Below are 13,216 nucleotides of genomic sequence, written 5' to 3'. Positions count from 1 at the left end.
TCCCGGGCATGGGCGACCGCATTCCGCTTCGCGTCGGGCGTCACCATTTTTTTGATGAGATGTCTTTCAACACCGCGATGTCCAGCATCGCCTCGGCCAGCAGCTTCTTCAGCTTGGCGTTCTCGTCCTCCAGCGACCGCAGCCGCTTGGCCTCAGAGACCTCCAGCCCGCCGTACTTGGCCTTCCATTTGTAGAACGTCGCACCGCTAACGCCGTGCCGCCGGCAGACCTCGGCTGTCGCCATGCCTGCTTCCTGCTCCTTCACGATCGCGATGATCTGCTCGTCTGAAAACCTGCTCCGTTTCATTCGTCCGTCTCCTCGAGAAACGGACTCTACCCAAAAATGGCACCAATTCAGGGGTGCACGTCACAGTGTCGACAGGCTCCTGTTCATGAACCCCGTCGAGATTGAAGAAACCGTGTCCACCTTTGGGTTGGAGCCGTTTGACCGGTCTGCGTTTCAGTTTCGGTTCCTCGTCGAGTGGTTAGATCATCAGAATGGGGGTTGAGATAACTGGAATGCGGTGGCTTATCGTCCATCTAGCAAAAAAGGCTTCAGGCAGGGGTGGACCGCATGACGGAATTGGTTGCAGCGCTGATCGAATTTCTGCAGGTGGTTTTTACCGTGGAAACGGCGTTTGTTTTCGGTGTGGGGATCATCGGCGCAGCTGTGGCCCTGGGGCTCCGAGCGAACAACCGAATAAAACCTCTGTTAGACATTTTCGAACAGGCAAACAAAGCCCTTGAGCCGATCCGTTCTGCCAAGGACGATGAAGCCAAGTCTGCCTTGCGAGCTCAGTATCAGGATATCGCGAAGATAGCGCATGGGGCGGAGAATGGCGGCTTCCAACGTGCATGGGTCGAGTTCGAGGAGTGCATTGTCGACCCTCAAGCTGAGCGGCTCAAAAACACGGTTCGACCCGATGAGTTTTTCGCACCGTTGGCGGACCAGTCGAGAGGCCTCTTGCTCTGGGCCAATTTGGCCGTCGCGGTCGGATTAGTCTTGACCTTTCTCGGGATCATTGCAGCACTTGGCAATACCTCGGCAGCACTTAAAGCTGCTGGTACGGCAAACTCGATGCAGGAGGCTCTTCGCACGCTTTTGAGCGTTACTGCGGCCAAATTTCTTACGTCTGCTGCTGGTGTGATCGCTTCTGTAATCCTGCGTTACTGGGATGATACCATTCAGCGCCAGCTACGCTCAGCTGTCAGCAATTTCACCGATACGCTCGAGAAGGGGCTGGTTTATCTGCCTGCGCAGACCGTTGCCGTTGCTCAGGAAAAGCACCTTGAGCAAATGGCAACTGCTCAGAGCAAGCTTGCCAATGAGTTGGCTGTCGCTATTGCCGACAAACTTACCGACAAATTTCAACCGATGGTCACCGTGCTGGGCGAGATCAAAGGGTCCATCGAGGGGCTTTCCAAAGATCTCACCAGCGGCGTAAGTGACTCAATCAATGAGACGCTTAGCCAAACGGCTGGTAAGGAAATGCAAGCGTTGGCCGCTGCATTGGCCGTAATGGGCGAGCATCTCGGTGGGATCCCCAAGCAGCTTAGCGATAGTGCTGATGATGCCAACCGCCGCATCCTTGAAGCTGCTCAGCTGTTCAAAGACGCCAGCGAAACGATGGCGTCGTCGTTTGATGCATTGCAGTCTCGTATCACCCAGACAGGCGACGCATATGCTGCGCAACAGAAGCAGGTGCGTGAGCAACTTAAGGAAGACTTTGCCGGTGCTGGTACTGCATTCGGTGATGGAGCGCGCCAAAATGGCGAAGCGATGCGGGCTGCTGGCGTTGAGATGAAGACACTGATTGGCTCGCTCGGCTCTACGCTTGAAGCGCTTCAAAAACAGATTGCCGAACAGGCGTCACGCAACGCAGACGAAAGTAAGGAGGCCACAGATCGCTCGCGTCAGGCGCTCGAGGAAGCCTCGAAAGCCGCCGCTGAGTCTCTTGCCGCCGCGGCAGCCAAGCTGGCTGAAGACATTCGTAGTGTATCCAACACACTAGACCAAGGTGCAAAAAACAATACGAAGCTTATCGATCAGGCAGGTGCGGACATGCAAGGCTTGATGGTGAAGGTTGGCGATACACTCACTACCATTCAGCAGCAGATGGCAGATCAGGTCGACCAAAACGCAAAGGAAAGTACCGCGTCCGCTGACCGCACGCGCAAAGAATTGGAGGATATTCTCCGTAAAGCGGGGGCCGATATGGCCAACGCTGCGACAAAGGGAGCCGAGGCCGCAGCCAAAGCGTCGGCTGACACGGTTGAGGCACTGTTTGCCGACTTCGCAAAGCGTTTCGACGACAGTGCCCGCAAACTGACGGTTGGCATCACTGACAGCTCTGAGAAGCTTGTTGGTTTCGGGGGCAACATGGAGCGAGCAACGCTCAATGCGAGTCGTCAGGCCGACAGAATGGCGGAGACAACGATAGCTACTGAGCGTCTGAGCGGACAGCTTACGGTTGCCGCAAACGATGCCACCATCCGATTTGGCAAGGCCGCTAACGCGCTTGTTGAAGCATCTGAGCCCGTGCGAGAGGCAACCGATGCCATAGCCGAAAGCGTTGCAGAAGTTCGCCAGGCCATCACAGCGCAGCAAGTGGCAAACCAACAGCAAGTTGACATAATGCGCCGCATGGCGACCGATTTGGAGGCAGTGGGAACCGCTGCCCGAACGACGTTCGCTGATTACCAAGATCGATTTGTCGAGGTAGACGAGTCGCTGGCTGGAGCGGTCTCGGCGCTGGCCAATGCGGCCACCGATGTTTCCGAAAGGCTTAGTGGCTATTCGACCATGGTCGATGCCAATCTGGGCAACGCGGTGAACAAGTTGACCGGTGCGGTGGACCTGCTGGTGGATCTCGCTGAACCACTTGAAAAGGCCGCAGCTGTCGCGCGGGGGGCCTGATAGATGGCTCGCCTTAGCCGAAGGGCATCGGCCCACCACGAAGAAGATGAAGGCTATTTTGTCAGTATGTCGGATATGCTGACTGGTTTGCTTTTTGTCTTCATTATCTTGCTTCTCTATTTCGCGTTCCAATTCCGACAAACGACGCAAGAGCTGACCGGTGCTAACCAAGCACGCAAAGAGCTTTTGGAAGAGTTGCAGCGTCGGCTCGACCGTGAGGGCCTTCCAGTCGAGATTGATTGGGTGACGGGTGTGTTGCGCTTGCCCGACGCCGTGCTCTTCGACAGCGGAAATGCGGATTTGTCTGATAGCGGGGTTAAGGCTGTCGCGAAGGTGGCCAACGTCATGGCGGCCGTGATGCCCTGCTACACCGAAGACCATCCGCGGTTGAAGTGTCGCTTGGCAGCCAAGAGCCCCTACCGCATCGATGCTCTGTTCATCGAGGGCCATACGGATAAGCAACTCTTGATACGCGGCGGCCGCGATACGAACATCGATCTGTCAGCAAGTCGCGCGATCAACACTTATCTTGCGCTGATAGGCAAGCAGCCGGATCTCGATGGACTGCAAACACAGTACCGCGGCCTCGGCAGCAAAAGTGGTCGCTTGGTCCCGATCTTGTCAGTTAGCGGCTACGGCTTGAACCGCACTATCCCGGGCTATGACAGCTTCAGCGCAGCTGACCTGAGCAAGAACCGCCGTATCGACTTGCGTTTCCTGATGGTGACGCCGGATCCTGAAAGCGCAAGGAACATGCTGCTACAATGACTGCTCTGCGCGATGCAATCCGGCAACTTCATACCGTAGCAGGCGCCTTGCCAAGGATGCCTGATACACCTGTGCATACGGGGCAGGCGTCGCGACGCTTGGAAAAGTGGGAGGCCTCCAGAATGATGTCAGACCCCGAAGTAGATGCGGAACTACTTCGCCGTGTTCGCCCGGCCGATCCCGAAAGCCTATCCAATCGCGATGTGAGGCAGTCGCTACCGCCGGCTTGGCGCTGGGTTGACCGTTCGGAGAGCAGCGATGCCGAATGGTTGACCCGACTTACTCTCGACGCCGTTAAACGCCAGAGCCGGCAGATCGATCGTGCGTTGGTGATGACGTGGTTAGACCTCTTTCCCAACGAGCAAGGCGCGGAGATACTCGCTCAAGCGGCCGGCACCGCCGCTGAGCGGCATGATTGGCCCTATAGGTCAGCTGGGCGCGAATTTCAGTTATGGGATCGCCACGAGGGCGCCCTACGCGTGGGCAAAGAACTGCTCGAGGCGACGGAACCGGACACTGTACTCCGGCGGGCCAGCCTTCACGCAGGGGTGTACAGCGGAAATCTGGTCCAATCCGCATTGGAAAGCGTCTGCGGTGTGGTGGCGGACAGTAAGCTGGTCGCTGCAGCCGGAAATTGTGAACATTTGTTAGGGTTATTGGAACGTATGGGCGACGCCGCCGTGTCCACTCGGACCCGGCCGTTGCTGGTGCGCGCTCTGCTCAGGCCGTGGATTAAGGCTGCCCCGGATAATGAGCTGCGTGTGCGTATCCAGCGTTTTGCCCTTAAACAGTATGGTGACCCCCGTTTTGATGGATCGAAGTGGGCGCAATTCTTTGCTGACCTCAAGGCGCTCGGGTACAAGCAGGACACCGAGGCACTCAAAACTATCGTTCTGCAGTGGCTGAACCGAGCGGCGTTTGAGATTTTTTTCAAGCTAATCGGGCAAAGCACCTCAGACCCCATCCAGTGGGCCGCTCGTGAGGAATTCTGGCGACACTATCTCGAAACCAATCATATTAAGCGTGCCTATTTCATGTTGGGCACGGACGCCGAGCGCCGGGCGCGGCCGCATTGGCAGAAGTTGCAAGAGGCTGGTGGTTACGGCCTGATTGATACGGGTGCCGATCCCGACCATTCAGCCTTTTTGATGGAAATTGGCGATATCGTCATTGCCGAATGGACCCACTCTGGGAGTTGTTGCTTTTGGAAGCCAGACGCCGTGCATCGCCCTGTATTTGGGTTGCGCCGATATGACGGCGGCCTGATGCGGAACACGGATCGTATGAGCGGGGCTGCCGCGCGGCAGGCAACCAAACTGGGCGGAGATCCCCTCTGGATTGCGTTGGCGCACACGCCGCAGCGTTTGAGGACAACGCGCGGCTGGCATGCGAAATTTGCCCGTCAAATTCGCGATTGGACGAGCATCCGCTGGACGGAGGCCGAGTGGTGAGCACGGCATTTGTCGCAGTCTTTACCCCAGAGGGCGGCGCTCGTATCCAATTGCAACAGCTGATCAAGGGCAGCGGCTTCTTCCAAAGGGAGAGGACTGCAGCGCTGGAAACTACGAAATGGCCCGATCTTGAACCAACGGGTGCGGCTGTGTCTCTTCTTGACCTCGCCGCTAGGGGTTTGGCGGATGATGACGGTGTAAGCCTGACATTGCCGCCATCAACGGTTGCCGCGCTGCCCGAGACCATCGCCATCCCCGCGGGTCTGCCACCAGCGGCGCCGATTGTGCTTTCATTGCAGGGCCGGGGTCTAATTGTCGAAGATAGTTTTGCCGTTGAGACGCGTTGGGCGCGTACAAATGGATCAAGGATCGCAGTTGATGTGTGTGGCGCGCGGGTTCGGTTAAACGGCGCCGACTATCGCCTGCCTGAGCCACTGTTCAGTCTCTACCGTGCAGCACGTGCGGTCAATCAGCCCAAAGAATTATCGGCCCGTCAGGCTGCCTTTGCCGAGCTACGGCAGATGCTAGAGCAGCATGCCGATCAGGCTATCCTTGATGGCATTCTAACCGAAACTCGCATTGCCTTTGCTGGTAACTTCTCGCTCTCTCTCGACGGTAGCCAGTTTGACCCTGTGCTGTTCGGGCCCCGCATCGGTGAAGCCGTTGAAGCTGGGCAAACGATCGACGAAAGTGCGGATAATCTGCTGACCCCAGAGCAGCAGGCGGCATTCGCGCGGCAATTTCGTGTCCGGCGTGGGAAATCGTCTTCTTACCTTCTGCAAGACGGTACAATCCTGTTCCTGGATCCATCACTGGCGCGTGCGTTAACAGTCGTAGGGGAACAGCAGACTGCGCCTGAGTCCCAGCGTCGCCAGTTTGCTGCCTCACCCCGGCGTGTGATTGCCGAGGCGCTTGGCGAACCACCGGAACTGCTGGAGTCACTGTTTATCGAAACGGCTCAGTACTCGGAGCGCGTGACTGGGATCGACCCATGGCGACAGCCGGTGCTACCTTGGATCAAACCCAAACCAAACACATGGCTGCCGGACCGTTTTGGTATTGTCGTTGGCGATCCCCCTGTTCACGTTGAGATCTTGCCGTCCGAACTTAATGCCGCTCTTCAAAAAATGGAGGCGGCCGCGGCGGCTGGGCAGACAACGGTAGCGATCGGTGGAGTAGCAGTGCCAGCATCGCCGGCCGCCATTGCTGCGCTTACGAACCTTGCATCGCTTCTGCCACCGCCGGGCAGTGACCCCGTGCCGCCGTCGGTGCCGCCTCCCGAAATCGCAAATAAGCTATTTCTGCAGATCAAAGACAATCTTGAGGAGGTCTCCTACGCACCGCTGGCACGCGTTGACGCTGCACCTGCGCCGCCCGTGATACTGCCAGCGGGAGTAAAAACCATCTTGAAGCCCCATCAGGTAGAAGGTTTCAAATGGCTTGCCACCGCGTGGCGCAGTCAACGACCCGGCGTTTTGCTTGCTGATGACATGGGCTTAGGTAAAACCCTGCAAGCGCTGACATTCTTCTGCTGGTTGCGTGAGCAGGGCGTTCGCGCTCCGATCCTCATCGTGGCGCCGACTGGGCTGTTGGCCAACTGGCAGGCTGAGATCGACCGGCACCTTGTTGCGGGCTTCCTGGGTCCCGTTCTGCGTGCCTACGGTAACACGCTCAAGGCACATCGAGAGGGTAATGGAACCGACACCAGCATCGGGACTGCGCGATTGAACACGGCGGATTGGCGTGACGCTGGCGTTGTTCTAACCACTTATGAAACCATGCGAGATTATCACATCAGCATGGCTCGGGTTGAGTTTGCAGTCATAGCGTATGACGAAGCACAGCGACTAAAAAACCCGGCTGCCCAAATTACGCGTGCGGCCAAGACGTTGCGCGCCCGTTTCTCGATTGCGATGACTGGTACGCCGGTCGAAAATCGCCTGCAGGACCTTTGGTCCATTGCCGACGTCATGCAGCCCAGTATGCTTGGGTCAAGCAAAGCGTTCGAAATGCGATACGGTCAGGCTGATAATGACCGGCTCCGCGAGTTAAACGCACAGCTCACAACGGGGACTCCACCGTGGCCAGCTTTCATGATCCGGAGAATGAAGGCCGACCACGTTGAAGGACTGCCGGCAAAGAAGGAAGTAGAACGACCCGTTCATATGCCTGCGCGGCAGGCTGCGGCATATGCGCAGGCCGTTCAGCGCGCGCAGCTGCTGAAGGGCACCGGCAGCCGTGAAGCCATCCTCGAAACACTGGGGCGTTTGCGGGCAATTTCTTTGGCCCCAGAGCTTCCCACGATCGGGCCGGCATTCGCAGAAAACTCCGCCAGATTGCAAGCATGTATTGCAATACTTGATGAAGTGAAGGCTCGGTGCGAAAAGGCACTGATATTCTGCGAGTCACTGGAGCTCCAACCTCGTCTTGCAGCTGAATTGCGTCGGCGATACGGGCTGATCCGACCGGTGCTCTGTATCTCGGGAGAGGTGGCCGGGGACGCGCGCCAGCGTTTGGTCGACGACTTCCAATCCCGACCGCTCGGATTTGACGTAATGATCCTCTCGCCTCGAGCAGGCGGTGTTGGGCTTACAATCACGGCGGCTAACCATGTCATTCACCTTACCCGCTGGTGGAACCCCGCTGTTGAAGATCAGGCAACCGACCGCGCCTACCGCATCGGTCAGACCAAAGGCGTGACAGTTTGGGTGCCGATTGCCGAGCACCCTGACCCTAGTATTCGGCAATCAAGTTTTGACCATAGTCTTGCGGCCATGCTGCGGCGTAAGCGTGGCTTGGCTCAGGGGTTGCTGGTAGAACCTGAAAGTGAAACAGACGCGTCCGAACTGTTCGAAACAGTTCTGGCCAGCGCACCTGCGCAGGCTGCTGCATCGTTTACAGAGGAGCCTGAACTGGCAGCACCAGACGTGCCAGAGGCCGAGGCTCAACCGCCAAGCTCCTTAGCGCCGAAGCAACCGCCCATCGAAAAGCCGACACCCGTCGCGTCGGCGCCGGAGCCACCGCTGGATGATCGCCGACTTGCGCCAGTTCGGTGGGAAAAGCGTCCCGGCCAAGATGTGCCATGGCAGCTGTTCACAGACGTGCTTGCAGGCGAGCAGGTTAAACGGATTGATATCGTTGATCCTTACGCTGCAGCCGCCCCGCGAAACTGCAAACAACTTGCCGATTTTCTTGCTGGTCTACGCGAGCGTGGGGTCGGAATTCAAACGGTCGACGTCGAGTGTTGGGATGCCGACAGTGTTGCGCGCGAGTTTATCGATTGTTCCGCCCAGAGCCGGTTTCTGGTAAAACAAATGCTCGACGCTGGGTTGGGGGACGTGCGCTTTCTCCCTTCGTTTCGGTCGAAGCGTAGCGGCATCATTCTCCATGATCGGAAGATCGTCGCGCTTTTTGTAGATGGATCAACGCTTACGTGGGATATCGGCGGAGGCATCGACCATATTATGAGTAGGAATGCCAAAACTGTGATTTGTCGCTGGTTCAATCTTTCGAAGGGCATTTGAAATTTTCGGCTCTACTTACTGTTCGATGAGAGCGAAAAACACCCTATGTCCTAAACAATCAGATAGATTGATATTCATTAATTATCATTAGAGGGGTACTATGATGGCAACAAAGGATGAAGAAGAAAATTTTGTCTTGAGAGCGCTATCAATAAACGATGAAAAAGGCTACTTTATAAGAAACTGTAAGTTCGGGTACCAGTGTCCAAAGGATTGGGATGAGCTGGAGAAAACTAAGAATGATTATATTCGATTTTGCAGAAAATGTGAACAAAAGGTTTATTTTTGCGAAGACGATAGTGATGTGTATGAAGCCATCTTAGAAAATCGATGCGTAGCAATATGGCGTGAGGGGGAAAGAAGAATGGTTTTGGGTCTTATGGCCCTCTCCCGCACCGTGAATGATGATGAAGCCAGCAACTGAGCGTACACGCCGGTAAGATTGGCTGTTGCTAGAATGCGCAGCAACAGCCACTGCATCTCGCCGCCCTTGACCCCTGACGATCTTCGGCGTTATGTTTGCCTTGCATCAAGAGAGGGGTCAACCCTCGCCAACCTGCCTGCTCGGGTAAGGTGGCATTCGCTAAGGCGAGATGTGGCGGGTAACGCAAGCCAACGAGCCTGTTTTCCTGCAACGTCGTGTCGAGCCCTTCTTGCGGTGCGTTTCGCAAGGATAACACCCATGTCATTTACCCGTCGTTCGTTCCTGCTGGGCGCAGGAACCATCATCACCGCCTCATTCGTCAAAGAGGTGGCGACCGCCGTTGCAGACACCCGTAGCCCGTTGCTGATCAAGCCGCCTGAAGCTGCAAAGGCGATTTACTACGAGCCCGTCGAAGACCATTGGCGGCTCCATCTTGGCCAGCCGGCCTTCGAGATCCCCAAGCCGCAACTGCTGATCGACAACCTGCGCTGGCATGGCCATCTGCTCGACACGCAGGAGCAGATCGACGTCCTGTGTGACGATGAAGGCTGGACCGAGGAAGAGCTGTTCCAGCCGATGGACGGCTATTCGTGGGAAGACCAGTGGGAGCACAACCTGTCGCCCGAAGCCCAAGCCTACACGTTTCTGCAGAAGCACGACCTCTTCCCCGAAGGCGGCAAGGGCCGACGCGAAGGGCAGGTGATCTTCGAGTCCTTCTCCAACCCGATGAGCTCAGCGCGCTGGGTTGAGGTTCACGATCCTCTGTCGCTGTCGCTGCTGCAGGCTCGGCTGAACGAGCTCACTCTCAACACGGAGGTGCGGGCTTATGCGTAATCACCGCTCCGCCAGACGCCCCTCCAGTGTCTTGGAGGTCGCTCATGGTTAAAGTCACGTTGCCTAATGGCGTCTGCTACCATAGGCCGCCGTACACCAAAAAGGAGCAGCGAGAGATGTCGCTCCGCATGAACGGCGGCGTTGTCAGCTTCAGTAGGCTGAGCCCGCGCCCGAACGCCTCATCGTCACCAGAGCCGGCAGGGCTTCAGGCTCCGCCGAAAGGTCCGCCCAAATGATCCGGTTCACAATGCCAAAGTGGCTGTCGTCCAAGCCGGCTTCGGCCGGCGTGTCCGTGTCAAAGAGTTACCAGACACTGTCGATCACCCATCAGACGAACCGCTCAACCTCGAACCGCCAGAACAAAAGGCCGGGGTGAGCCCGACCACTGATCGGGCGCAAGTCAGGGCAATTGTCGAGGCTTCAGTTGATCAGGCAAGCGGACCGTCCAGCGGACAGGCGGCTTATCATATTGGACTTGTAACGGTTTTGTGCCGGTCACTATCTCACTATGCCACCTTGGCTTCGAATGCGAGCGGGCTAATGCCGCCCAGGTATGAATGGCGCCTGCGGGTGTTGTAGAACCCGTTGATGTATTGGAAGATGGCAGTCTCAGCGTGACGCCGGTTTGGCCATTTCTGCCGCCAGATGAGTTCAGCCTTCAAGGATTTGAAGAACGTCTCCACGGCGGAGTTGTCATAGCAATTGCCCTTGCCACTCATTGATGGCCGCAGGCCGTAGGCCTGCAGCTTTTTCTGATAATCGTAGGAGCAATACTGGCTGCCGCGATCCGAGTGGAAAAGGCAGTCTGGCGGTGGATTACGCAGCCGCACCGCCATATCGAGTGCACGGATGGCCAGATCCTTCTTCATTCTGTCGCTGACGGCCCAGCCCACCACACGGCGGCTATGCAGATCAAGAATGACAGCCAGGTAGAGCCAGCCTTCCGACGTCCAGATATAGGTGATGTCGCCGGCCCACTTCTGGTTGGGCGCAGCGGCAACAAAGTCCCCGTCAAGCCAGTTCGCCGCGACACCCAGGCGGTGGTTGCTGTCGGTGGTGACCTTGTGTCTGCGGGTGCGGACCGGCTTGATCCCGTTGAGGCGCATCAGCCGTCCGACACGGCGCTCACCGACAGCGAAGCCCGCCTCTTTGAGTTCCATCGTCATGCGAGGACGACCATAGCTGCCCAGGCTCAGGCTGTATTGCTCCCGGATGTGGGCCAGCACCTTCATGTCCGTGCGGGAACGCTGACTGACCGGTCGTGACCTCCATGAACGATAGCCGCGCGTGCTGATCTGCATCACCCGGCAGATCGTCTCGACTGGCCAGATATGGCGCCAGCTCTCCACGAACGCAAACCTCACGGCCGCTGGCTCGCGAAGAACTGTGTGGCCTTTTTTAGGATGTCCCTCTCCTCCTTGAGTACGCGGTTCTCAAGGCGAAGCCGCTCGTTCTCGCGGGCCAGATCTGCCTGCGGCGCTGCTAGCAGATCAGTCGGCCGGTATTGCGAAATCCACTTGCCCAGCGTCGATTTACCAATGCCCAAATCCTTGGCCACGCGCTCACGCGATAGCCCGCTGGTCAGCGCAATCCGCACCGCCTCCTGCTTGAACTCTTCGGAAAGCTTCATCATCTCGTCGGTCTCCTGCTGCGAGCTCTAAACGCTCAGGTGACCGGCACAAAACCGTTACAAGTCCAGAATGTGGACGCCAGCCCTGCCGGAATTATCGCTCAGCATTGGCACGGGCTCCGCTGCCGGCAGCGGCTTGGCGACCGGCGGCGCGCGTTCAAATTCCGTTTGCGACTGCGAATGGACTGCCGCTTCGACGTCGGCATCAAGCGCCACCCAAATCACAGCGCCGGAGCGATGCATGTAGGGTACCGGATGCGCAAGTCGGCTTACCTCGGCCAGAACCCAGGGCGTGAACCATTTGAAGCCCACCTCACCACTAACTTCAGCAGGGATGCAATGGTTGGTGCGGCTAGATGTTTGGTCCCGGGATTTGGTGGGTTGGATTTGACGTGAAGCGGTGTGGCTCTTTGAGCCACGTTTTGCAGATGGCTTCGTAGGGCGTGAGGCCTTTCAGGGTCTTGAGCCTGCGGCCGAAGTTGTAGGCAGCGACGAAGTCGCCAAGGTGCTGCCTGAGCTGGTCGTGGTTTTCGTAGTGGTAGCGTTTGACGGTCGCGTCCTTGATGGTGCGGTTCATCCGTTCGACCTGGCCGTTGGTCCAAGGGTGGCGCGGCTTGGTGAGCCGGTGATCGATGTCGTTCTGCGCGCAGGCGAGTGCGAAGGAGTGGCAGCGGAAGAGTTCGCCATTTGCGATGGCAAGCTTGACCTCTTCGACAGCTGAGCCCGGGTACTTCGGGTCGGTGAAGTGGATGCCGTTGTCGGTGAGCACGGTGTGCACCTTGTAGGGCACCGCTGCGATGAGGTGGCGAAGGAAGTCGGCAGCGACCCTGGTTGTTGCTTTCTCATGCAGTTCGACGAAGGCGAACTTCGAGGTTCGATCGATCGCGACCAGCATGTAGAGCTTGCCCTGCTCGGTGCGGACTTCTGCGATATCGATGTGGAAGTAGCCGATGGGGTAGCTCTTGAACTTGCGTTTGTTGGGCGCGTCCCCTTCGATTGCGGGCAATTGCGAGATGCCGTGGCGCTGGAGGCAGCGGTGCAGCGAGGAGCGCGTCAGGTGCGGAATGGTCGCCTGCAGAGCATATAAGCAATCGTCCAGCGGCAGCAGTGTATGCCGGCGGAAGGCGACGATGACCGCCTCGTTCTCAATGGAGAGCACGGTCGATCGCGCGACTTTCGGTCCAGTCGGCAGATCGGCGGTGGAGGTGCGCCGCTTCCACTTGGCAACCGTCTTCTGGTTGATGCCGTGCCGCTTGGCGAGCGTCCTCAGGCTCGCTTGACCATGCTGTATCGCTCGACGGACTGCCTCAGTCGTTGTGGCGCTCCCGTGGAGTACCTGGCCCATAGTGCTTCCTTCCAGCTGTCGGTGAATAATGCACCATCAAAGCCTGGGATCAAACATCTAGCGCTCATTTCCCGCAGGCTGAGTGGGGACAGCGAGTCTGTGAGATTAGCGACACCGACGACCAATCCAGTGCCCTTTTCTATAAGCGCGATAGGTCCTCGCACCTTCGTTCGTTCTGCTCGCATCTCCCATGTTTTCGTGCCGGCCAGGATCATCCCGATCCACGGTTGCCGAATGATCAAACCCTTGAGCGCCATGCTGATTCTCCCTCTGTCTTGATGACGCCGAACTATCTAGCAGGGGTTAGCACGCCAATGTGTGGA

10 protein-coding genes, 1 pseudogene and 1 riboswitch are annotated in these 13,216 nt (G+C 57.6%); of the genes and pseudogenes, 6 read left to right on the top strand and 5 right to left on the bottom strand.

The window, feature by feature from the left end; genetic code table 11:
* Positions 1-307: pseudogene (locus ABWP22_RS11565) on the bottom strand (transposase); the annotation flags it as partial.
* Between the two features lie 267 nt (positions 308-574).
* Between ABWP22_RS11565 and ABWP22_RS11560 the strand changes: the two are divergent.
* From ABWP22_RS11560 to ABWP22_RS11535, 6 genes are all read left to right on the top strand, one after another.
* Positions 575-2,917, top strand: a complete 2,343-nt coding sequence (locus ABWP22_RS11560) for a hypothetical protein (RefSeq protein WP_353200126.1) — start codon at positions 575-577, stop codon at positions 2,915-2,917.
* Positions 2,918-2,920: 3 nt separating this feature from the next.
* The gene (locus tag ABWP22_RS11555) at positions 2,921-3,685 is read left to right on the top strand and encodes an OmpA/MotB family protein (RefSeq protein WP_353200125.1); all 765 of its coding nucleotides are present in this window, start codon (positions 2,921-2,923) and stop codon (positions 3,683-3,685) included.
* Positions 3,682-5,136: an EH signature domain-containing protein gene (locus ABWP22_RS11550; RefSeq protein WP_353200124.1), complete on the top strand. Its 1,455-nt coding sequence runs from the start codon at positions 3,682-3,684 to the stop codon at positions 5,134-5,136. The genes ABWP22_RS11555 and ABWP22_RS11550 overlap by 4 nt, the downstream gene beginning before the upstream one ends.
* Positions 5,133-8,660, top strand: a complete 3,528-nt coding sequence (locus tag ABWP22_RS11545; protein ID WP_353200123.1) for a DEAD/DEAH box helicase — start codon at positions 5,133-5,135, stop codon at positions 8,658-8,660. Before ABWP22_RS11550 ends, ABWP22_RS11545 begins: the two co-directional genes overlap by 4 nt.
* Positions 8,661-8,763: 103 nt before the next feature.
* Positions 8,764-9,084: a hypothetical protein gene (locus tag ABWP22_RS11540; protein ID WP_353200122.1), complete on the top strand. Its 321-nt coding sequence runs from the start codon at positions 8,764-8,766 to the stop codon at positions 9,082-9,084.
* A 97-nt stretch (positions 9,085-9,181) separates the two neighbouring features.
* Positions 9,182-9,285: riboswitch (SAM-I-IV-variant riboswitch) on the top strand.
* A gap of 57 nt (positions 9,286-9,342) precedes the next feature.
* Entirely contained in the window at positions 9,343-9,918 is a 576-nt protein-coding gene (locus tag ABWP22_RS11535) for a hypothetical protein (protein WP_353200121.1), read from the top strand.
* A 506-nt stretch (positions 9,919-10,424) separates the two neighbouring features.
* On the opposite strand, the gene ABWP22_RS11530 is transcribed toward ABWP22_RS11535, so the two are convergent.
* The 4 genes from ABWP22_RS11530 to ABWP22_RS11515 form a co-directional block, all read right to left on the bottom strand.
* Positions 10,425-11,551 (bottom strand): IS3 family transposase gene (locus ABWP22_RS11530; protein ID WP_502951120.1). Its coding sequence is split into 2 segments (ribosomal slippage): positions 10,425-11,311 and positions 11,311-11,551, totalling 1,128 coding nucleotides; the frame shifts between segments, so codons are not numbered across the junction.
* 54 nt (positions 11,552-11,605) lie between these two features.
* Positions 11,606-11,791, bottom strand: coding sequence for a hypothetical protein (locus ABWP22_RS11525; RefSeq protein WP_353200119.1), 186 nt, complete (start codon positions 11,789-11,791; stop codon positions 11,606-11,608).
* A 109-nt stretch (positions 11,792-11,900) separates the two neighbouring features.
* Positions 11,901-12,893 carry an IS481 family transposase gene (locus ABWP22_RS11520; protein ID WP_353200118.1) on the bottom strand — a complete coding sequence of 331 codons (993 nt, stop codon included), beginning with the start codon at positions 12,891-12,893 and terminating at the stop codon, positions 11,901-11,903.
* Positions 12,815-13,150 (bottom strand): ASCH domain-containing protein, encoded by a 336-nt coding sequence (locus tag ABWP22_RS11515; RefSeq protein WP_502951119.1) that lies wholly within the window; start codon positions 13,148-13,150, stop codon positions 12,815-12,817. The genes ABWP22_RS11520 and ABWP22_RS11515 overlap by 79 nt, the downstream gene beginning before the upstream one ends.
* Positions 13,151-13,216: the final 66 nt, after the last annotated feature.

Source organism: Sandarakinorhabdus sp. (assembly GCF_040398665.1).
In the GTDB taxonomy this organism is placed as follows: domain Bacteria; phylum Pseudomonadota; class Alphaproteobacteria; order Sphingomonadales; family Sphingomonadaceae; genus Sandarakinorhabdus.
Note: the sequence above shows the minus strand (reverse complement) of the source record. Positions and strands in the feature narration are given on the sequence as shown.